Origin of the sequence: Methylobacterium sp. J-072, assembly GCF_022829425.1 — a bacterium.
Classification (GTDB): domain Bacteria; phylum Pseudomonadota; class Alphaproteobacteria; order Rhizobiales; family Beijerinckiaceae; genus Methylobacterium.
Window position 1 is genome coordinate 1 of the sequence record NZ_JAKSYK010000219.1, and the last position, 18,718, is coordinate 18,718.

23 protein-coding genes and 1 tRNA gene are annotated in these 18,718 nt (G+C 69.5%); 12 read left to right on the forward strand and 12 right to left on the reverse strand.

Features of this window, described 5'->3' with window-relative positions; all coding sequences use genetic code 11:
• The coding region (locus tag MKK67_RS29140) for a hypothetical protein (RefSeq protein ID WP_243972143.1) at positions 1 to 342 on the reverse strand (342 nt) is incomplete at its 3' end.
• 109 nt (positions 343 to 451) lie between these two features.
• Between MKK67_RS29140 and MKK67_RS29145 the strand changes: the two genes are divergently transcribed.
• Positions 452 to 757, forward strand: a complete 306-nt coding sequence (locus MKK67_RS29145) for a hypothetical protein (RefSeq protein ID WP_243972145.1) — start codon at positions 452 to 454, stop codon at positions 755 to 757.
• On the opposite strand, the gene MKK67_RS29150 is transcribed toward MKK67_RS29145, so the two are convergent.
• The 5 genes from MKK67_RS29150 to hemF all read right to left on the reverse strand — a co-directional run bounded on the left by MKK67_RS29150 (position 738) and on the right by hemF (position 3,726).
• Positions 738 to 890, reverse strand: coding sequence for a hypothetical protein (locus MKK67_RS29150; protein WP_243972147.1), 153 nt, complete (start codon positions 888 to 890; stop codon positions 738 to 740). The genes MKK67_RS29145 and MKK67_RS29150 overlap by 20 nt on opposite strands.
• 90 nt (positions 891 to 980) lie before the next feature.
• Positions 981 to 1,172 carry a hypothetical protein gene (locus MKK67_RS29155; RefSeq protein ID WP_243972149.1) on the reverse strand — a complete coding sequence of 64 codons (192 nt, stop codon included), beginning with the start codon at positions 1,170 to 1,172 and terminating at the stop codon, positions 981 to 983.
• A 336-nt stretch (positions 1,173 to 1,508) separates the two neighbouring features.
• Positions 1,509 to 1,598: transfer RNA gene (locus MKK67_RS29160), tRNA-Ser, on the reverse strand.
• 80 nt (positions 1,599 to 1,678) lie between these two features.
• A complete protein-coding gene (locus MKK67_RS29165; protein WP_243972151.1) occupies positions 1,679 to 2,797 on the reverse strand; it encodes an ATP-dependent RecD-like DNA helicase in 1,119 nt (372 codons plus the stop codon).
• Positions 2,794 to 3,726, reverse strand: coding sequence for an oxygen-dependent coproporphyrinogen oxidase (hemF, locus tag MKK67_RS29170; protein WP_243972152.1), 933 nt, complete (start codon positions 3,724 to 3,726; stop codon positions 2,794 to 2,796). Before hemF ends, MKK67_RS29165 begins: the two co-directional genes overlap by 4 nt.
• A 168-nt stretch (positions 3,727 to 3,894) precedes the next feature.
• On the opposite strand from hemF, the gene MKK67_RS29175 reads away from it, so the two are divergent.
• On the forward strand, positions 3,895 to 4,599 hold the full coding sequence (locus MKK67_RS29175; protein ID WP_243972154.1) for a glutathione S-transferase family protein: 705 nt from the start codon (positions 3,895 to 3,897) through the stop codon (positions 4,597 to 4,599).
• Between the two features lie 52 nt (positions 4,600 to 4,651).
• Here MKK67_RS29175 and MKK67_RS29180 read toward each other — a convergent pair whose 3' ends face one another.
• Positions 4,652 to 5,062, reverse strand: coding sequence for a PaaI family thioesterase (locus tag MKK67_RS29180; RefSeq protein WP_243972156.1), 411 nt, complete (start codon positions 5,060 to 5,062; stop codon positions 4,652 to 4,654).
• A gap of 370 nt (positions 5,063 to 5,432) precedes the next feature.
• Between MKK67_RS29180 and MKK67_RS29185 the strand changes: the two genes are divergently transcribed.
• On the forward strand, positions 5,433 to 5,939 hold the full coding sequence (locus MKK67_RS29185; protein ID WP_243950450.1) for a MucR family transcriptional regulator: 507 nt from the start codon (positions 5,433 to 5,435) through the stop codon (positions 5,937 to 5,939).
• 153 nt (positions 5,940 to 6,092) lie between these two features.
• Here MKK67_RS29185 and MKK67_RS29190 read toward each other — a convergent pair whose 3' ends face one another.
• Positions 6,093 to 6,278, reverse strand: coding sequence for a hypothetical protein (locus MKK67_RS29190; protein WP_243972158.1), 186 nt, complete (start codon positions 6,276 to 6,278; stop codon positions 6,093 to 6,095).
• A 199-nt stretch (positions 6,279 to 6,477) separates the two neighbouring features.
• Between MKK67_RS29190 and MKK67_RS29195 the strand changes: the two genes are divergently transcribed.
• From MKK67_RS29195 to MKK67_RS29210, 4 genes are all read left to right on the forward strand, one after another.
• Positions 6,478 to 7,005: a hypothetical protein gene (locus MKK67_RS29195; protein ID WP_243972161.1), complete on the forward strand. Its 528-nt coding sequence runs from the start codon at positions 6,478 to 6,480 to the stop codon at positions 7,003 to 7,005.
• Between the two features lie 74 nt (positions 7,006 to 7,079).
• Complete coding sequence (locus tag MKK67_RS29200) at positions 7,080 to 7,541, forward strand: GNAT family N-acetyltransferase (RefSeq protein ID WP_243972163.1); 462 nt, start codon at positions 7,080 to 7,082, stop codon at positions 7,539 to 7,541.
• 71 nt (positions 7,542 to 7,612) lie between these two features.
• Positions 7,613 to 7,966, forward strand: a complete 354-nt coding sequence (locus MKK67_RS29205; RefSeq protein WP_243972165.1) for a hypothetical protein — start codon at positions 7,613 to 7,615, stop codon at positions 7,964 to 7,966.
• Positions 7,967 to 8,084: 118 nt separating this feature from the next.
• Positions 8,085 to 9,215, forward strand: a complete 1,131-nt coding sequence (locus tag MKK67_RS29210) for a DUF2336 domain-containing protein (protein ID WP_243972167.1) — start codon at positions 8,085 to 8,087, stop codon at positions 9,213 to 9,215.
• A 135-nt stretch (positions 9,216 to 9,350) separates the two neighbouring features.
• Here the strand turns inward: MKK67_RS29210 and MKK67_RS29215 are convergent, their stop codons facing one another.
• Positions 9,351 to 9,671 carry a hypothetical protein gene (locus MKK67_RS29215; RefSeq protein WP_243972169.1) on the reverse strand — a complete coding sequence of 107 codons (321 nt, stop codon included), beginning with the start codon at positions 9,669 to 9,671 and terminating at the stop codon, positions 9,351 to 9,353.
• Positions 9,672 to 9,934: 263 nt separating this feature from the next.
• Here MKK67_RS29215 and MKK67_RS29220 point away from each other — a divergent pair, with 263 nt between their 5' ends.
• The 4 genes from MKK67_RS29220 (at position 9,935) to MKK67_RS29235 (ending at position 14,971) form a co-directional block, all read left to right on the forward strand.
• On the forward strand, positions 9,935 to 11,809 hold the full coding sequence (locus MKK67_RS29220; RefSeq protein ID WP_243972171.1) for a sensor histidine kinase: 1,875 nt from the start codon (positions 9,935 to 9,937) through the stop codon (positions 11,807 to 11,809).
• Between the two features lie 27 nt (positions 11,810 to 11,836).
• A complete protein-coding gene (locus MKK67_RS29225) occupies positions 11,837 to 12,544 on the forward strand; it encodes a peptidoglycan-binding domain-containing protein (RefSeq protein ID WP_243972173.1) in 708 nt (235 codons plus the stop codon).
• A 147-nt stretch (positions 12,545 to 12,691) separates the two neighbouring features.
• On the forward strand, positions 12,692 to 13,030 hold the full coding sequence (locus MKK67_RS29230; protein ID WP_243972175.1) for a DUF1491 family protein: 339 nt from the start codon (positions 12,692 to 12,694) through the stop codon (positions 13,028 to 13,030).
• A 270-nt stretch (positions 13,031 to 13,300) separates the two neighbouring features.
• On the forward strand, positions 13,301 to 14,971 hold the full coding sequence (locus MKK67_RS29235) for a methyl-accepting chemotaxis protein (RefSeq protein ID WP_243972177.1): 1,671 nt from the start codon (positions 13,301 to 13,303) through the stop codon (positions 14,969 to 14,971).
• Between the two features lie 87 nt (positions 14,972 to 15,058).
• Here the strand turns inward: MKK67_RS29235 and dgcA are convergent, their stop codons facing one another.
• A complete protein-coding gene (dgcA, locus tag MKK67_RS29240) occupies positions 15,059 to 16,042 on the reverse strand; it encodes an N-acetyl-D-Glu racemase DgcA (protein WP_243972179.1) in 984 nt (327 codons plus the stop codon).
• 1 nt (position 16,043) lies between these two features.
• Positions 16,044 to 17,057, reverse strand: a complete 1,014-nt coding sequence (gene dgcN, locus MKK67_RS29245; protein WP_243972181.1) for an N-acetyltransferase DgcN — start codon at positions 17,055 to 17,057, stop codon at positions 16,044 to 16,046.
• Between the two features lie 279 nt (positions 17,058 to 17,336).
• Between dgcN and MKK67_RS29250 the strand changes: the two genes are divergently transcribed.
• Positions 17,337 to 17,906: a PAS domain-containing protein gene (locus MKK67_RS29250; protein ID WP_243972183.1), complete on the forward strand. Its 570-nt coding sequence runs from the start codon at positions 17,337 to 17,339 to the stop codon at positions 17,904 to 17,906.
• Between the two features lie 42 nt (positions 17,907 to 17,948).
• On the opposite strand, the gene MKK67_RS29255 is transcribed toward MKK67_RS29250, so the two are convergent.
• Entirely contained in the window at positions 17,949 to 18,500 is a 552-nt protein-coding gene (locus MKK67_RS29255; RefSeq protein WP_243972186.1) for a GNAT family N-acetyltransferase, read from the reverse strand.
• Positions 18,501 to 18,718: the final 218 nt, after the last annotated feature.

The window sequence follows — 18,718 nt, forward strand, 5'->3', positions numbered from 1 at the left end:
AAGCGGAGCATGTACGGCCGCGCGAAGTTCGATCTTCTGCGCCAGCGCGTCCTCCATACCGCCTGAGATCGACCCGTAGAGCTTGGCCGTACGGAGGCTCGCCAGCACCGAAAGTGCGGATGAACCAAAGTTACACGCCGAAACACAGACGGTGGATCCGGTAGCGGCCGCGGCCGGGAGGGAGAAGGCGAGCGAATGGATCGCTGAGTTTCGGGAAAGGGCGGACTCGAGGCTGCTGGAATGGATCGATACGATGGGCGTCTTTAGCGGGTTCCAGTTAGAGCCCTGGAAGGCTTGGGACGATTTTAGGGCATCCGTCCCGACCGAGGTCAGGGAGGCCATCGACAGGCTGAGCGATTGCGGCCCCGACCCCCAGCCCCTGCGCGGGTGACCGGTCCTTAACGCCACGCGTGCTTCCGTCATCTCTCCGACCAGGAGACCCGACGGCGCCATGTCATCACGTTCAGCCAAGGATGGCGACACGGCGAGGCACCGACTTCCGCCCAAGGTTACCCCGGTTGCCGACCCGCGTTTCCTCGCGGGGGATGAATGGTTCGCCGTCGAGCGCCTGGAAGCCGTGGAGGCCGTCCCCCTCCGTCCGTCGGGCGCCGCCGAGGAGGCGTTGACGCGGGCCCGGCAGATGACGGCAGGCGCGCTCGCGTTGGAATTCGGTGCCTACAGGGCGCCGTCGAAGGATGCCGTCCGTCGGCATGTGCTGGCCGCCGAGTTGAAGCGGCTCAGGGAGCATACTGGCTGAAGACGGCCACGAATCGGGCCTCGCCATCCATGATCTCGGCCTTGGCGGCCTCAATATCGGCGCTTCGGTCGACGCTCCGGTAAACGAGATCGATCGCCTCGGAAATTTTGAGCTGACGCACCGTGCGGGCCAACCTCGGTCGGATTTGCGGGCGTCGATGTGGACAATTGCGGGCGAACTGTCCCCTTTGCATCAGCGGTTCAAACTTTCGTTATTCAAATACTCAATCGCCCCGGCAAAACTCCCAAACCGGGCTTCCATTCACACACACATGCAACGGGAAGGCCCCGGTGACGATGATGCCGAGCTTGCCCGGTACCCAGGCCGAGTTGACGACCGTGACGTAGCTCAGGAAGCCCCGCGGCCGGCTCGTGACGTTGCTGCAGACGAAGGCGCCGCCCTCCTGTTCGGCCATCGCGGTCTTCATTTCAACGATACAATTTGCCAACATACATTCTGCATCCGCCCAAAATCGACGTGCGGCCGCGCGAATCGCATGAGAATTTGCGATTCGGCCCGACCAGCCTGCCCAACTACGAGCGGCGTTGATCCTTCGTCCCCATCGACGGTCGTGGCTGCGAACGAGATGCTGCGTTCGGTGTCAGATGGCGACACCTTACGAAATCTATCGTGTATAAATTGGGAAAAAACGCTGATTTTTCAATGGTTGCGATGTTGCGGACGTCGAATTATGCTGCGATCATAGCAACGATCACTACGAAGAAAGCAAATTTATAATGTGGATGATGAATGGCGGAGAGGGGGGGATTCGAACCCCCGATGCCCTTGCAGGCATGCCGCATTTCGAGTGCGGTGCATTCAACCGCTCTGCCACCTCTCCGCAAGGTGCCTCGATGAGACGGGCGGTGCCTAGCATGCGCGACCGCGCTTCACAAGCGATGTCGCGGCGCCGGGCGCCGATCAGACCACGATGGTGATCGCCTGCGCGGCCCGGGTGAGGCCGGTGTAGAGCCAGCGGGCGCGGTGCTCGCGGAAGGCGTAGGATTCGTCGAACAGGGTCACCCGGTCCCATTGCGAGCCCTGCGCCTTATGGACGGTCAAGGCGTAGCCGTAGGTGAACTCGTCGGTCTCCCGGCGCAGGAACAGCGGGATCTCCTCGTCCGTGCCCGAGATCATCGCGCGCAGCACCTTGATGTCCGTGGCCCGGCGGCGGAGCGCCGGGTCGTCCTCGGGAACGACGTCGAGGCGGATCAGGTCCGGGCGCGGCGGCGCGCGCAGGGCCTGGACCGTCCAGGTCGAGCCGTTGAGCAGGCCCTTCACCCGGTCGTTGCGCAGGCACACCAGCTTCTCGCCCACCGCCGGCATCGGGTCGGTATGGCCGGCGAGCTCCCGGAGCCGATTGTTGTAGAGGCGGCGGGTCTTGTTGAGGCCGACCAGGACCTGGTCGCATTCGAGCACCTCGGCCGGGTCGAGGGTGCGGCGGGAGACGATCCGGCTCTGGCCGTAGGTGCCGAGCTCCAGCCGGCCGCCCTCGCGCACGGTCATGGCCATGCGGACGATCGGGTCGTCCTTGGCCTGGCGATGGACCTCCGTGAGCATCACGTCGGGCTCGGCCTCGGTGAAGAAGCCGCCGCCGCGCACCGGCGGCAGCTGCGCCGGGTCGCCCAGAACCAGAACCGGCCGTTCGAACGACAGGAGGTCGTTGCCGAGGTCGGAATCGACCATCGAGCATTCGTCGATGATGATCAGGTCGGCCTTCGCGGCCGCGCCGGAGCGGTTCAGCGTGAAGGTCGGGCCGCCCTCCTCAGCCTCCTTGGTGCGGTAGATCAGCGAGTGGATCGTGGCGGCGTCGTAGCAGCCCTTCTGGCGCATCACCGAGGCCGCCTTGCCGGTGAAGGCGCCGTACACCACTGTGCCGTCGACATCCTCGGCGATCCGGCGGGCGAGCGTGGTTTTGCCGGTGCCGGCATAGCCGAACAGCCGGAACACCTGGGATCCGCCGTCCTTCCGCCACGCGGCGATGGCCTTCAGCGCCGCGTCCTGCTGCGGCGCATAGGCCGATGGCAGCCCGGCGCTCACGGCCAGCGCACGGTGGGCGGCAGGGACGACAGGATCGAGGCGACGTTGCCGCCGGTCTTCAGCCCGAAGATCGTGCCGCGATCGTAGAGCAGGTTGAACTCGACGTAGCGCCCGCGCCGGACCTGCTGCTCCTCGCGATCGGCCTCGGTCCAGGCGGTGCGGACGTTATCGCGGACGATTTTCGGATAGGCCTCCAGGAAGGCGCCGCCGACATCGCGCGTGAAGGCCAGGTCCGCCTGCGGATCTCCGGTCCAGCGATAATCATAAAAGATGCCGCCGATGCCGCGGGGCTCGTTCCGGTGCTTGAGGTGGAAGTATTCGTCGCACCACGCCTTGTAGCGGGCATGGTCGACCCCGTGGGCCGCGCAGGCGCGCTCCAGGCAGGCGTGGAAGTGCCGGCTGTCCGGGTCCTCCTGGTTGCGCCGGCGCACCAGCACGGGGGTGAGGTCGGCGCCGCCGCCGAACCACGCCTTCGTGGTCACGACGAACCGGGTGTTCATGTGCACCGTCGGCACATGTGGGTTCCACGGATGGGCGATCAGCGAGATGCCGGTGGCGAAGAAGCGCGGATCCTCGGCGGCCCCGGGCATCTGGGCGCGGAATTCCGGGGCGAACTCGCCGTGGACGGTGGAGATGTGCACGCCGGCCTTCTCGAACACCCGGCCCTTCAGCATCGCCATGACGCCGCCACCGCCGGGCTGGCCGGTATGGTCGGTGCGGTCCCAGGGGGTCTTTACGAAGGTCCCGGGCCCTGCGGGGGCATCCGGGTGGAACGGCCCCTCGGCCTCAGCCTCCAGGGTCTCGAAGGCCGCGAGGATTCGGTCGCGCAGGGTCGCGAACCAGGCCGCGGCCTCGGATTTCATGGCCGTCACGTCGGCCTCGGACTGGGGGGCAGTCAGCGCCGCGCGGGCGTCGTCCGGCATCGTCATACGCTAGGCTTTCCCACTGTGCCGATGGGGCGTCAATCGGCGCGCATCAATTCGGCTTGCCGCGCGCGCCGACGCCGAACCGATGCCCCCTTCGGCGGCGCGCGCTCTAGATCGCCCGGTCACGCGCCGGTGCGGCGCCCGCTCGAATCGTCAGGACAGCCCGAGCCCATGGCCGAAACGCTCCGCCTCTTCACCTCCCCCTCCGCCTTCCCGAACCCGCAGCGCCTGCGCCTGTTCGCGCACGAGAAGGGCATCGCCCACCTGTTCGACGAGGTGGTCTACGACATGGCGCCGGGGGGCGAGCAGCGGCAATGGCGCCATCTCAAGATGAACCCCTGGGGCGAGACGCCGACCCTCCTGCTCGCTGACGGGACCGTGCTGTCCGAGACGGCCGCGATCGTGCGCTACCTCGACGCGGCCCATCCGGGGCGCCGCATCACCGGCGACACGCCCCTGGAGCAGGGGCTCGACACGATGTGGGACAACCGGATCTGGGTGCACATCCTCTATCGCATCACCACGATGTTCCACGTGCTGAACCAGGGCCTTGGGCCGAAGCTCGAGCTGACGCACAACCCGCAATGGGGCGAGCATTGCCGCAAGGAAGCGCTGGGCCACGCCGCCCTGGTCGACCGCCATCTCGCGGACGGCCGCTCGTGGATGCTCGGCGGCGATGAACCGACATTTGCCGACATCACGCTCTGCACGGCGATCGCGTTCTCGAAATTTCCGGTCTGCGCCACCCCGCTCGACGAACGGTTCGAGCAGCTCGACGCCCTGTGGCGGCGCTGGCAGGCGCGGGCGAGCTTCAAGGCGGCCTATGCCGATGGCGGCAGCGGCCTGACCGAACTCGATCACCTGAAGACCGCGTAGGCCGGCTCCCCGGCCTCGGTTCGGCGCAGGCGCTCGCCGAACCGACCGCGCGTCAGCCCAGGGCGCTCTCGCGCACGGGCTTGAGCAGGCCGGTGGCGCTCGCCACTAGCGCGCCCTCCGCGTCGCGGATCTCGGCCTCGCAGAAGATCACCGAGCGCCCGGCCCGGGTGACGCGGCCCTCGGCGATGAGGATTCCCCGCCCCGGGGCGAGGAACCGGGTCTGCATGTCGAGGGTCACCACCGGCCGCCCGGCCTTGAGGCGGGCGGCCGTGCCGAGGGCGACATCGAGCAGGGTGCAGATCACGCCGCCATGCGCGATCCCGATATTGTTGGCGTGTTCCGGCCGCAGGACGAGGCGCAGCCGGGTGCGACCCTCCTGCACGTCCAGGGCCTCGATCCCGCAATGGTTCACGAACGGGATGTGGGCTCCGAAAACCGTGCCCTGCTCCGATGATTGGTCCACGTCGATTTCCCCAGATCTCGTCCCGCCGACAGCGTCGTCGTGCGTGCAGTCTACAATCCCACGCGGCGGATACCGCCTGACGCGACGTGTTTCCGGTCCGTTGCGAGACCGGTCAGGGCTTTTCGCAGACGAAGCAGCCGGATTGGCTGTGGCCAAAGGCGTAACAGAGGCGGTCCGCAAGGACCCGATCCCGTTCAAGTCCCGCGCGCCGCTGTCGGTTTGCTCGGGCGACGATTGCAGCTGCACCGACGGCTTGAGTAATATGCGTGTTCATGGCCGACGCGTTGTGCAAAGAAAATCTCGACGACGACTTGATTTTGTTGCACAGACCATAGAACCGTGCCCCACCGTCGGATAAAGGGAGTCATTGATGGACGACATCGCCACAGATCAGCAGCAGACCTTTATCGAGCAGGCGTCGGACATCGTGTCCGCGTATGTCTCGAACAATTCCGTCCCGATCAGCGAATTGCCCGCGCTCCTGGCCGGCGTTCACGCGGCTCTGGCGAAGCTCTCCGCGCCCGCGGCTGCCGTCACCGAGACGGCCGACAAGCCGACGCCGGCCCAGATCCGCAAGTCGGTGACCCCGGATGCGCTGGTCTCGTTCATCGACGGCAAGCCCTACAAGACCCTGAAGCGCCACCTGTCGCGCAACGGCCTGACCATCGAGCAGTATCGCGAGCGTTTCGGCCTGCCCCGCGACTATCCCTCGACGGCGGCCAGCTACTCGGCCCAGCGTTCCGAGCTCGCCCGCAGCCTCGGCCTCGGCCAGCAGCGCCGCAAGTCGGCCGCCGCCCCGGCGCCGGAGCCCGAGGAAGAGCCGGCCGAGAAGCCGAAGAAGGCGACCCGTCCGCGCAAGGCCAAGGAAACGGCCTGATCACGCAAGCGGTCTGATCTTGAGCGCCCCCATACCGGGGCCTCGATCCGGCCGATGGTTCCGGGCGGCACAGGTTCAAGCGTGCCGCCCGAACCCTATCCGCATCCGGGTCTCGCTCGGGCGGCAGGCCCCGCGCAGCGCTGTCGAGACCGATCAGGCGAAATCGGCGAGATCGTCGGCGACGTCCCCCGCTTCCCGCTCCGTCTCGGCTTTTTCGGCCTCGCTCTTCTCAGGCTTGTCGGCCTCGGGCTGACGACCGGGCACTGTCGACCGCCCGCCATCCGTCGGCGCATCACCGCCCTGCCCGTCCTCGGTCCGGTCCGGCACCCGGCTCGTCATGCTGCGCACTCCCGTCGACCTTATCGATTGCCGAGCTAAGCTTTCAGCGCCGCACCCGTTCCGCGCCCGATGCCGCCGGCGCCATGACAGCACGGCCCAACCGGAAAGCCGCAGGCCTTCAGGCCCCGGCGGAAAGGTGGAACGGTGACGCCGCGAGCGCGGACGCCACGAGCCGCCGACCCGAGGGATGGAACGCGCGATGACGGACACGCGACCCGGCGCGGAAGCGAGCCGCCGAGACCTACTGGCGGCCTCGCTGTTCGGAGCCCTTCCGCTCCTTCTGGCCGAGGCCGCGCCGGCCAGCCCGCTCAACCCCGCGCAGACCATCATCCTGTCGCCGGACGCGCTCCCGTGGATGCCGACGAAGGGCTATCCCGAGCGCAGCGCCGACCGTTGCGCGCTCACCGGGGACATCAACGGCACCGGCCTCTACTATACTTTGATCCGCTGGTGGCCGGGCTACATGAGCGCGCCGCACACCTATACGACGGACCGGTTCTGCATGATCCTGTCCGGCACGTGGTGGTGCAACAGCGGACCGGATTTCGACCCCGCGGCCTGCGTCCCCGTGAAGGCCGGCAGCTTCGTCCGCCGCGTGGCGGGCACGCCGCATTATGACGGCGTGGTCCGCGACGGCAGCGAGCCGGCCGTGATCGCGATCTGCGGGGTGGCGCCGGTGAACTATGCGCTGGTCGACCCGTCGCAGCCGGGCTGGCGGCGGGTCTGACGCGGACCGATCGGACGCGACTGATTTGCGCGGACCTGCGTTGAACGCCCGGCAGCAGGGGACGGGAGCAGGGATTGGGCAATCGCTACGGGCTGGAGATCCGCGCCGCCGCGGGTCCCGACGCTCCGGGTCTCGCGGACCTGCTGGCTGAGGCCGGCATCGCGGTCGCGGCGGCGGATCTCGCCGCCCGGCTCGACGCCCTCCAGGGCAGCGGCGGCACGGCCTTGGTCGCGGTGGAATGGGGGCCGCCGAGCGGGCTGATCGCGCTCGCGCCTATGCGCACCCTCGAGTCCGCCAAGGCCCTGGGCCTGATCACCACCCTCGTCGTCGCGGCGGAATCCCGGCGCCGGGGCATCGGCCGGGTCTTGCTGAAGGCGGCGGCGCGGGCGGCCCGGCAGGCCGGCTGCGAGCGGCTGGTCCTGACGATCGGCCCCGGGCAGGACGCGCTGCACGCCTTCGCCGCCGCGGCCGGATTCACCGCGGATGGGCAGATCCTCACGCGTCCTTTGCTGAAGCGAGGGCCCGCGGAGACTTGAGATCCGCGACACCATGGGCACAGCCGGCGGCCAGGATCGAGCGTTGACCCAGGAATACTGGAGTTCCACCGATGCTGCGATCCGAGACCCCACCGTCCCCCGGGAACCTGCAGGCCGATCCGCCGCCGGATTCCGACAACCCGACCTCGGCGCAGCTGAAGGGCGACATCGACAGTGGGCGAACCGGCGACAAGGTCCCGCATGTGGATGTCGGGGCCGCGCCGCTCGGCACCTGCGAGGAAGCCGGAGGGGCGCCGCCGACCTCGCAGGAAGTCCGCCTCGCGCGGCAGAACGAGCGGGCGCCGTCGGAGAAGGCCGCGGCCGGCATCATGCAGCAGCGCACGCCCTGGATCACGCCCGTCTTCGCGAGCGCGATCGTGGCGATCGCGGTGGTTCTGACGCTGTCCCTCTGGCTGACGCACTGAACCCGGCAAGTCCCGGGATGATGCAGGACGGCACGGCCGCGATGGGGGCGGCTTAAAGGTCGATTCACGTCGATGCGGTTAGCGTGAGCTTACTGCAGTCTTGCGTAAACCGATCCTCATGCCCCCATCCGTCGACGCTCCGCCGGACCTGTCCGGGCTTCTCGAACTGGCGCGGATCGAGAATCTCGATCTCAAGCCGGTGATCCTCCGGGTGCAGACCGACCTGTTCGTTCGGGCGCCCGGCCGGGATCGGGCCGAGATCGAGATCTTCGAGTCCCTGGCCTGCGGACTGATCCCCCGGGTGGACGACGAGACCGCCCAGGTCGTCGCCGCCAAGCTCGCCGCCTTTCCGGAGACGCCGCCCTCGGTCCTGGAGGCGCTCGCCATGCGAGGCGGCGCCGTCCGCGACACGGTGGTGACGCTCGCCCCCGTGCTGAGCCACCGCCTGATCGAGGCCGCGCTGGCCGACGGCTCCGACATCGCCGCCCGCATCGCCGCCCGGGTCGGGCTGAGCCGCGAGGCGGTGGACGAACTCTCCCGCGAGGGTCGCCTGGAGATCGACCTGGCGCTCGCAGCCAATCTCGGCATCACCCTGCGCGGGGCGGCGCTGGCCCGCCTCGTGAGCCGCGGCCGCAGCGTCGCCGAACTGGCGCGCCTGCTCCTCGCCCGCCCCGACGTCTCGGCCGCCGACCTCGTGCCCCTCTACCTGCACGCCGACCCGATCCGCCGCGAGGTGATCGGCCGGACCGTCGAGGCGACCGCGGCCCTGCGCCCCTGCCCGCCCCCGCCGCGCGGCCTCGGCGAGACCCTGACTAGTCTCTCGGCCTCGCAGGACGTCCCGACCTTCATCGCCGCCCTGGCCGACGGCCTCGGCGTCGCGCACGACTTCCTCACCGTGGTGGACGATCCGGGCGCGCGCTACGACCTGCTGACGCTGGGCCTGCGCGCCGCCGGCCTGCACGAGGAGGAGGCGGTCTACATCTTCCTCACGCTGAACCAGGGCGTGGCGCGCTCCGCCGAGCGGGTGGCCGGTCTGGTGCGCCTGTTCCGGACCGTGAGCCGCCCGGCCTCCCGCGACCTGATCGCGGCGATCCTCGACACGCCCCTGGCCGAGCGCGGCCGGAGCGAGGCCCACCAGCCGCTGCACGGCCCGGAGGCCAAGCTGCGCCAGGGTCCCGAGCGCGCCGGCGCCCAGCGCCCGCCCCTGCCGATGCGCCCCTTCCGGGCGACCAGCGGCGAAGCCGGCTGAGGCACGAAAATCAGAGGATCCAAAAGGGCTCAGCCCTTTTGCGGGTGAAGGGCGGAGCCCTGGTACTCAGGGGCTCTGCCCCCGAACCCTTGCCAAAGGGCTGAGCCCTTTGGAAACCCATGGTTTTCTGGCGGATCAGCGCGGCTCCGCAGGACCGCGCCAGGCGGGCTGCCGGTCGGAGGCTTCCAGCGTGTCGTTCGAGGCGGGCTCCGGCTCGTCTGCGCCGGCGCGGCGGCTCAGCTCCGCCATCAGGCCCCGGGCCAGGACGGCGCGCACGGCCCGATCGCGGGTCTCGGCAGGAACCGCTTCGAGGGCGGCCGGCAGCGTCGCCTTGGCGCCCGCAGCCACCGATCCCGTGAGCTTGCGGGTCTCCGCGGCCGGATCGGCGCCGTTGCGCAGCAGCGCCAAGTACGAGAGCGCACCGATCACCAGCGCGGCGCGCAGCAGGAAGGTCATCGGACGGGCTCCTTCGCGGGTCTCGATCCCGAAAATCCGCCCGGTTTCGTGAACTCCACCTCAACCGCGTCGGGTTTTCGCGCGCCATGGTGAACGAAGCGCCCGCGCTGGCCGCTGGTTACCTTACGGAAAGCATCCCGCGCATTCGGCCAAGTCTCGCAACACTCGTTTAAGCCGCCCCTGCGACTGTCCGGTAGTCGTTTTGAAGTCGAGCCGGAGGCGCGGGACATGTCGATTGGCATTCACCGCGGCGCGTGTGAGCCTTGCCTGTTAAAAAAGCCCTGACGTCTCTGCTCGACGACCGTCTCGCGGGTCTGGTCCACGAATCCGTGGCCGATGATGCGAGCGTTCGGTTCCGGCACGAGCGCTTCCTGGTGTCCCGCCTCGCCACCGGCATGGTGATGATGGCGGCGCTGCCGCCCTACCTGCTCTGGCGCGGGGTCCCGTCGGGCATCGAGGTTCTGGCGATCGCGAGCCTGCTGCTGCCGGTTCTGGCCGCGGTGCTGCTCGCCCGCACCGGTTCCCTCTGGGTGGCGCATGCGGTCTCGTCGGCGGGCCTGACCGGGCTCGTGGTCTGCCTCGCCGGCCTCACCGGCGGGGCGACCTCCCCGGCGGCGGTCTGGCTGGTGGCGATCCCCCTGGAGGCCCTAGTCTCCGGCTCGATGCGCGCCACGGCCGCCGCGGCTTTCCTGGCGGTGCTCGGCGTGCTGGGCGTCGTCTCCCTCGGCTCCTGGCCCGGCACCCTGCCGGTGATGGACATCTCCGCCGGCGTCGCCCTGCCGGTCTTCGCGATCACCGCGATCGGCCACGTCGCCGCCCAGGCCCTGGAGCACATGCGCAACGAGGGCGCCTGGCGCGAGCGGCTGCGCGACAACGAAGCCCGCGACCGCCTGCTGCTCTCGGCGATCGACGACCTTGTGACCTGGCACGACCGCAACGGCCGCGTGCTGGAGGCTTCGATGTCGGCGAGCCGGCTGGTCGGCAGCGACGCGGCGCGGCTGCGCGGCCACGGCCTGCTGGAGCGGGTCCACGTCGCCGACCGGCCGGCCTTCCTCAAGGCGGTGAGCGATGTCGCGGCGACCGGACAGCCCGCCACCCTGCCGCTGCGGCTGCATGTCGAGCCCGCCGCCGGCCGGCCCGACGGCGCCACCCTGATCCATGCCGAGATGCGCGCCCACCGGATCGCACACGGTCCCCACGACGCGGCCATGACCGTCGTCGCCGTGACCCGCGACATGACCGAGCATCACCGGCACGCCGAGGAGCTGGAGCGCGCCCGCGCCGAGGCCGAGCGCGCCGACGCGATCAAGGGGCGCTTCCTGGCCAACGTCACCCACGAACTGCGCACGCCGCTCAACGCGATCATCGGCTTCTCCGAGGTTCTGGCCGGCGAAGGCGCGATCAGCCTCAGCCCGGACCAGGCGCGGGAATATGCCGGGATCATCGGCTCGTCCGGCCACCACCTCCTCGGCGTCGTCAACACGCTGCTCGACATGAGCCGGATCCAGAGCGGCAACTTCGACTATGCGCCGGAGACGTTCGACGCCGCCGCGCTGGTGCAGACCTGCTGCGACCTGATGCGCCTCAAGGCCGAGACCGCGGGTGTGACCCTGGCGGCCTCCGTGCCGGGCCCGATCGAGATCACGGCCGATCCGAGCGCGTGCCGCCAAGTGCTGATCAACCTGATCTCGAACGCGGTGAAGTTCACCCCGCGGGGCGGCCGGGTCGACCTGTCCCTGCGCCACGGCCCGGACGGGCTGGACATCGTTGTGGCCGATACCGGCGTCGGCGTCGGCGAGGGCGATCTGCCCAAGCTCGGCACGCCGTTCTTCCAGGCCGGGAGCGGCGGCTACAAGCGCCAGCACGAGGGGACCGGCCTCGGCCTCTCGGTGGTGCAGGGCCTCGTCGGCCTGCATGGCGGCGCGATGCTGATCGAGAGCGCCCCCCAGGCCGGCACCGTCGTGACCGTGACGCTGCCCCTGATCTGCCGGGATCCGGCGGCCGCCGCCGGCCCTGCCCCGATCCGCACGGCCGTGCGGGGTGCAGCCGCCCCGCGCCGGTCGGTGGTGCGCCTGCCCCTCGGCCTGTTCGACGCCGAGCCCGCCGCCTCGGAGCCGACCCTGCGCCGGGCCGGCTGAGCCAGCGATCCGCGAGAAGGAGACACGATGTCAGGCTACCGCGAGATCACCGTCCCGGGCGAGGCACGCGCCGTCCGCCGCCCGGCGCCGCGCCACGCCGCCGCCCCGAGCGATTGGCGCGGCGTGCTGGTCGGTGCGGTGAAGGCGACAGGCGCCTCGTGCCGGAACAGCCCGGGCACAGTGCTGAGCAGCGTCGTGGCCGTGGGCGCGGCGGGCTTCATCTGCTTCAACGCGCTGGGCCATCAATCCGGGCGCCATCCGGCCCCGATCCTGCCCAAGGTCGCGACCCAGAAGGCCCCCGCCCCCCGCGAACCGGCAGCGGCCGCGAAGGAGGCGATCCGGGATGTCGTCAAGGAGCCGACGCAGCCCGACCGGGCCGCCGCCCCCGCCAAGCAGGCCGCCCGGGACCCGATCGCCGACCTGATCCGCTCCGACGAGACCACCGCCTCGGTGACGCCCCGGGCCGTGGCGGCCCGGACGACCGCCAAGCCGGTGCAGAAGGACGCGCCCAAGGAGGCCGCGAAGACGGCCAAGCCCGAGACGCAAGCCGATCCGGTGCTGCGGGCGCAGAAGGCGTTGTCGAAGCTCGGCTATCCGGTCAAGCCCGACGGTGCCATGGGGCCGGGGACGCGGGCGGCGATCGAGAAATTCGAGCGCAGCGCCAAGCTGCCGGTGACCGGCGAGGCCGCGGGCCGGACCCTGCGCGCGCTGACGTCCCGCGCCGGCCAAGGTTAGAGCGCGCGCCGCCGAGGTGGATGCCGGTTCGGCGTCAGCGAGCGCGTCACATCAAGAGCCTAAAGTCGTTCCCGATTGCAACGCGATCGGGAACGACTTTAGTTGGTCGCGACCGGCAGCGTCCCGCTTCCGGGAGGCCCGACACGCATGCGCCTGCGCTCCGATTTCTGGGTCTCGGCCCACCTGCGCCGCCTCGGGGTCGAGGGCATCCCGGCTGTGCTGCGCCGACGCGGCTCGCCGGAGGCCGGCGCGATCTTCGTGAAGGTCGACCGCCTCGACGGCACCGCCGATCTCTACGGCCCCGCCCCCCAGGCTCTGTTCGAGGCCGAGGACAGCGGCGACCGCCGCTTTGCCGCCCTGGTCACGGGCGGCACCCCGCTCGACGTCGAGGAGCGGCTGACCAAGGAAATCCGGTTCGACTTCGATCTCTGGATCGTCGAGATCGACGATCGCCAGGGGCGGCATTTCTTGGAGCTGGCGGAATAAGCTGTCGTCCTCGCCATCGATATACCATCGACCATATTCATATCACTGAAGTCAACAAATCACGGTCGTTTGAGTCTATAACCAATATATTTAGTTGTATTGGTTCTTAATTCAAGCGGTTAAGCAGACACTTCGTCGGGCAGATCGTGGCAACACAGGGCTCAGCAGATCGCAGATCCGGCCCCGCCCACCGCGTTACAAAATTTATGCTCGCGATTTAACTGTCAATTTATCGCGTGTTTGTACGCCCCTCTTAACTGGGATCTGGTGATGAGCATGAAGATATCGTTCGTTCTGAGATGTCTGATCGGACTGCTCGCGATCGGCTTTCTCGTTCAAGGCGCCATGAGCGCACTGCAGTTGCGCGCCGTCAACGCCAATGCTCGAGATCTATCCGATAACTGGATGCCCAGCGTGCAAGCCCTTGGCGAGCTGAAATACAAAGTGACACGCCTCCGGCTCGTCGATGCCCGATACGTGACGGCAATCGAACCCGTTCCTGAACTGGACTCGGTGTCGGCGCGCCGCCTCAAGGACGTCGAAGCCGTCGCAACCCGCTATGAACCGCTGATCGCGAGCCCGGAAGAACGAGCCGCCTGGATGGCCTATCAGCAGAACTGGAACGCCTATCTGAAATTCCGATCGCGGATCATGTCTGCTGCGCAAGCAAAAGATCAGGGGGTCTTGAACGAGATCTTTCAGGCGTCGCGCAAACCGTTCGATGCTTCGATCGAGTCGCTCGATCGAAGCACGGCCTTGAACGTTTCGGGGGGCGACGAAGCCAAGATCAAATCCGAGGAGACCTATGTGCATGGCCTCTGGATCATCGGCCTGCTCTGCAGCGTATCCTTCGCGTTTGGGCTTGCCGGCATCGTCTATGTGCTCGTCGGCGTGACGCGACCGATCGACCGCCTGATCCTGCGCATGCGGAATTTGGCTTCCGGCGATGTCGACGCCTCGGTTCCTTACACGGACCGCACCAACGAGATCGGTTCCATTGCTGCTGCCGTCGAGGCGTCTCGGGAAAATCTGGTGCGGACGCGTCAACTGGAAGAGGAAACGTTGCTGGCCCGGGCTTCTGCCGAGGAACAACGCAAGGCCGGCATGCGCCAGATGGCTGATGCGTTCGAGGACGCGGTCGGCGGTATCGTCGGCATGGTCTCCTCTGCCGCCACGGAACTTCAGACGACCGCACAGACCATGACGGTCACGGCGGGAGAAACCGCAAACCAGTCCGGCTCGGTTGCGGCCGCCGCCGAACAAGCCGCGGCCAACGTCAACACGGTGGCTGCGGCGGCCGAGGAACTTGGATCGTCCGTGCAAGAGATCGGGCGTCAAGTGTCGGGCTCATCCGATCTGGCACAGACGGCGGTCGGAGAGGCGGACCAGACCCTGCAGCTCGTCCGGGCCCTCAGCCAAGCTTCATCCCGGATCGGCGACATGGTCGGGCTGATCTCCAACATCGCGAGCCAGACCAATCTTCTGGCGCTCAACGCCACTATCGAGGCGGCGCGCGCCGGCGAGGCCGGTCGGGGCTTCGCGGTGGTCGCCACCGAGGTCAAGGAACTGGCCACTCAGACGGCACGGGCGACGGAGGAAATCAGCGGCCAGATCAGCCAGATCCAGGGCGTGGCGGGTCAAGCGGTGGCGGCGATCGGCTCGATCACCACGCGCATCCGCGAGATCAACGGCGTGGCGACCTCGATTGCCGCCGCCGTCGAACAGCAGGGCGCGGCGACGCAGGAAATCGTTCGCAACGTCGCTCAGGCGTCCACCGGCACCAGCGAAGTGACGAGCAACATCACAGGCGTCGCGCGCGCCTCGGAAGCGACGGGGGCGGCCGCCAATCAGGTGCTGTCGGCGGCCTCCGAGTTGTCACACCAATCCGAGCATCTGAACGGCGAGGTCCTTCGCTTCCTCGCGACAGTCCGGGCGGCCTGAACCGGGACGGTTACGGCTGCCAGGCGGAGGAGAGCCGGCTAAACGCGGCCTCGATTCACCACCATCGCTGGCTGCCGCACGCCTCCCCTACCCCCACAAATCCGGCTCCGGCGGGTGCACGATGCTCCCGTCGTAACGCAGCGGCGGGTCGCGGTCGCGGGCGAGGAGCAGCGGGCCGTCGAGGTCGACGAAGTCGGCTTGGGAGGCCAGCAGCGTGGCGGGCGCCATGCCGAGCGAGGTGCCGAGCATGCAGCCGACCATCACGGACAGGCCGCGGGCCCGGGCCTCGCGGGCGAGCAGCACCGCCTCGGTGAGGCCGCCGGTCTTGTCGAGCTTGATGTTGATCGCGTCGTAGCGCCCGGCCAGGACGTCGAGGCCGGCGCGGTCGTGCAGGCTCTCGTCGGCGCAGACCGGGACCGGGTGCGGGATCTCGGCGAGCAAGGCGTCGGCATCGGCCGGCAGCGGCTGCTCGATCAGCGCGACGCCGGCCTCCAGGCAGGCCGCGAGGTTGGCCTCCACGGTCTCCGGCCGCCACGCTTCGTTGGCGTCGACGATCAGCCGCGCTTGCGGCGCGCCCGCCCGCACGGCGGCGATGCGCTCGGGGTCGCCGGCCCCGCCGAGCTTGACCTTGAGCAGCGGCCGGTGGGACGCCGCCCGGGCGGCCTCGCCCATGCTCTCGGGGGTGCCGAGGCTCAGCGTGTAGGCGGTCACCGCCGGGGCGGGGGCGGTCAGCCCGGCGATCTCCCAGGCCCGGCGCCCCTGGAGCTTGGCTTCCAGGTCGAACAGGGCGCAGTCGAGGGCGTTGCGGGCCGCGCCTGCCTTCATCCGCGCCGTGAGCTCGTCCCGCCCGATCCCGGCGCCGATGGCATCCGCCTGCCCCTCGATCAACGCGACGACGCTCTCGACGCTCTCGCCGTAGCGCGGATAGGGCACGCATTCGCCGCGCCCGACCCCGTTCGCGTCCGTGATCGTCGCCACCACCACGGCGATCTCGGTGCGGCTGCCCCGGGAGATCGTGAAGGCCCCGGCGATCGGGAAGCGCTCCACCGAAAGGGTCAGGCGGCGGGCCATGTCAGACCTCCGGGAAGTCGGAAACGATCCGGTCGACCAGCCCGGCGACGCCGAAGCGCACCGGATCGGTGGCGGGCAGGCCGTGCTCCGCGGCGAGTTTGTCCAAGAGCGCCTTCGCCTCGCTCTCGCCCAGGGCCTGCGTGTTCACGGAAATCCCCACCGGGCGGATCGCCGGGTTGGTCAGGCTGCCGAGCTGCACAGTGAGGTCGATCACCTGCTGGAGGGTCGGCAGTGGGTGCTTCACGCCGCGCATGGTGGTGCGGGTGGGCTCGTGGCAGACCACGAAGGCATCGGCCTGGGCGCCGTGCAGCAGCCCGAGGCTGACGCCCGCGAAGGACGGGTGGAACAGCGAGCCCTGGCCCTCGATCAGGTCCCAGTGATTCGGGGCGGCCTCGGGGGAGATCGTCTCGACGGCGCCGGAGATGAAGTCGGCCACCACGGCGTCGATGGCGACGCCCCTTCCGGAGATGAACACGCCGGTCTGGCCGGTGGCGCAGAAATCGGCGTCGAGGCCGCGCTCGCGCATGCCCCGCTCCAGGGCCAGCACGGTGTACTTCTTGCCGACCGAGCAATCGGTGCCGACGGTGAGCAGGCGCCGGCCCGCGCGCTTGGTGCCCTTGCCGGTGGGGAAGCGCTCGTCGGTGTGGCGCACGTCGTGGAGCTGGCGCCCGCGCCGGGCAGCAGCCTCCGCGATGGCCGGGACCGCGCCGAGCTTGACGTGCAGGCCGCTCGCCACGTCGAGCCCGGCCTCGAGCGCCGCCACGATCTCCTTGACCCAATGGTCCGGCAGCACGCCGCCGGCGTTGACGACGCCGATCACCAGGGTCCGGCAGCCCTTGGCCAGGGCTTCGGGCAGGGTCATGTCGGGGATGCCGAGATCGGCGGCGCAGCCGGGGAGCCGCATCTGGCCGACGCACCAGTCCGGGCGCCAGTCCTTGATGCCATAGGCGGTCTTGGCCGCCAGCGTGTCGGGCACGTCGCCCAGGAACATCAGATAGGGCGTGGCGATCTGCATCGGTCGAAAAGCCTTCTGGGGAAGCCGGCGCCCCGTCTATGCGGGATCGCGGCCGCCGGGCGCAATGCACGATGGCGGCCAGGGCGGTGGACGCCGCCGCGACCGGGCGCATCGCCGGTATGCTCGGGCTGCGGCGCCGACGGATGAACCCGCGGCATTCCGACTTTCCTGTCAGCGTATCCGGAACGGGCCGCCGCCGTGCACGATTGCCGATGCACCCCGGGCTCCCGATTTGCGAATGTGCCGATCGAGCCGCCATCCGCAACCGGAGGCCAACCGATGATCTTCATGACCGACGCCGCCGGGGCCCTGACCTATGTCAGCTCCGAATGGCACGGCCTTACCGGGCAGGACCGTCTGGACGCCGTCGGGCAGGGCTGGTTCGAGCGGCTCCACACCGAGGACGGCGCGGTGCTGCGGGCGGTCATCAAGGAGGCGGCGCAGGCGCAGGCGGAGTTCGTCGTCCGGTTTCGGCTGGCCCGCGACGGGGGCGGCTCGATCTGGGCGGCGGCCGGGGCCGTGCCCTCTTACGGGCCGCCGAATCAGACCTTCCTGGGCTTCCTCGGCTCGATCACCGAGCTCGCGCCCGGCGGCAGCGAGACCGAGGCGCAGGGCGGCCTCGGCCGATTCGTGCCGCCGCCGCCGCGTCCCTCGACAGTTCCGGCCTCGACCCTCGACCTCGTGGCCGACCACCTGCTGATCGCGCACGGTTTGATCGAGGTGGATGGCGGCAAGTCGGCGCTGGCGCCCCTGCGGGAGGCCCTGTTCCGGGTCGGCCAGGAGATCGCGCAGAAGATGACGGTCGCGCCCGCCCCGTCGACGATCGAGAACGGCGAGACGCTTCACTGAGACCGGTCCCACGCTCACCGGGACCGGTCCTGTCGTGACGGATCAGGCGGCGCGTCGTCGCGCGACCGCGGCCTCGTCCGACACCGTCTCGACCGGAGCGAGGACGCCCGTGGCCCGGACCATCCCCTCGGCGCCAGCGAGCGCCCCCGAACGCAGCTCCAGCCCGAGGAAACGGGCGCGCTCGAACGGGCCCGGCAGGGTAAGGCCCTCTGCCAGCGCAGGATCGAAGCCGAACCGGGTGTAGTACGGCGCGTCGCCCACCAGCAGCACGGCGCCGTGGCCCAGCGATTCTGCCCGGCCGAGGGCGGCCTGCATCATCACCGAGCCGAGCCCCTGGCCCTGGATCTCCGGATCGACCGCGAGTGGCCCGAGCAGCAGCGCCGGGCGGGCGAGGCCGGCCTCGACGTGCCACAGGCGCAGGGTCCCGACGAGGCGACCGCGCCGGGTCGCCGCGAAGGCGAGGCCGCGGGCGGGCAGACGTCCCTCGCGCAGGCGCTCCGAGGTCCTGGCGCGTCGGTTGCCGGCAAAACAGGCGTCGAGCAGGCGCTCGCGCGCCGGGACGTCATGGATGCGCTCCGCGCGGATCTCGATCATGGCAATGCCCTCCCCGGGCCGACAAGCGGGAGAAGCGTTCTTTTCCACGGAGAGCCGAGCGCCCTCCGTCGAAGCCGTGGTGAAGGTCAGTGCCCGGCCGGGTCGCCCGGGCCGTCATCACGAGCGAAGCGAAGTGACCCAGGGCAGCCGGACCTCGGTCGGCGTGGCGCCACGGGATTGCTTCGCTCCGCTCGCAAGGACGGCACCGTCTCTGCCAC

Excerpts from the sequence above, each read along its gene's own strand:
- MKK67_RS29145 (WP_243972145.1), top strand. The coding sequence starts at position 452 with ATGTCATCACGTTCAGCCAAGGATGGCGACACGGCGAGGCACCGACTT.
- MKK67_RS29155 (WP_243972149.1), bottom strand. The coding sequence starts at position 1,172 with ATGGCCGAACAGGAGGGCGGCGCCTTCGTCTGCAGCAACGTCACGAGC.
- hemF (WP_243972152.1), bottom strand. The coding sequence starts at position 3,726 with ATGACGATGCCGGACGACGCCCGCGCGGCGCTGACTGCCCCCCAGTCC.
- MKK67_RS29175 (WP_243972154.1), top strand. The coding sequence starts at position 3,895 with ATGGCCGAAACGCTCCGCCTCTTCACCTCCCCCTCCGCCTTCCCGAAC.
- MKK67_RS29185 (WP_243950450.1), top strand. The coding sequence starts at position 5,433 with ATGGACGACATCGCCACAGATCAGCAGCAGACCTTTATCGAGCAGGCG.
- MKK67_RS29190 (WP_243972158.1), bottom strand. The coding sequence starts at position 6,278 with ATGACGAGCCGGGTGCCGGACCGGACCGAGGACGGGCAGGGCGGTGAT.
- MKK67_RS29195 (WP_243972161.1), top strand. The coding sequence starts at position 6,478 with ATGACGGACACGCGACCCGGCGCGGAAGCGAGCCGCCGAGACCTACTG.
- MKK67_RS29205 (WP_243972165.1), top strand. The coding sequence starts at position 7,613 with ATGCTGCGATCCGAGACCCCACCGTCCCCCGGGAACCTGCAGGCCGAT.
- MKK67_RS29210 (WP_243972167.1), top strand. The coding sequence starts at position 8,085 with ATGCCCCCATCCGTCGACGCTCCGCCGGACCTGTCCGGGCTTCTCGAA.
- MKK67_RS29215 (WP_243972169.1), bottom strand. The coding sequence starts at position 9,671 with ATGACCTTCCTGCTGCGCGCCGCGCTGGTGATCGGTGCGCTCTCGTAC.
- MKK67_RS29225 (WP_243972173.1), top strand. The coding sequence starts at position 11,837 with ATGTCAGGCTACCGCGAGATCACCGTCCCGGGCGAGGCACGCGCCGTC.
- MKK67_RS29230 (WP_243972175.1), top strand. The coding sequence starts at position 12,692 with ATGCGCCTGCGCTCCGATTTCTGGGTCTCGGCCCACCTGCGCCGCCTC.
- MKK67_RS29235 (WP_243972177.1), top strand. The coding sequence starts at position 13,301 with ATGAGCATGAAGATATCGTTCGTTCTGAGATGTCTGATCGGACTGCTC.
- dgcA (WP_243972179.1), bottom strand. The coding sequence starts at position 16,042 with ATGGCCCGCCGCCTGACCCTTTCGGTGGAGCGCTTCCCGATCGCCGGG.
- dgcN (WP_243972181.1), bottom strand. The coding sequence starts at position 17,057 with ATGCAGATCGCCACGCCCTATCTGATGTTCCTGGGCGACGTGCCCGAC.
- MKK67_RS29250 (WP_243972183.1), top strand. The coding sequence starts at position 17,337 with ATGATCTTCATGACCGACGCCGCCGGGGCCCTGACCTATGTCAGCTCC.
- MKK67_RS29255 (WP_243972186.1), bottom strand. The coding sequence starts at position 18,500 with ATGATCGAGATCCGCGCGGAGCGCATCCATGACGTCCCGGCGCGCGAG.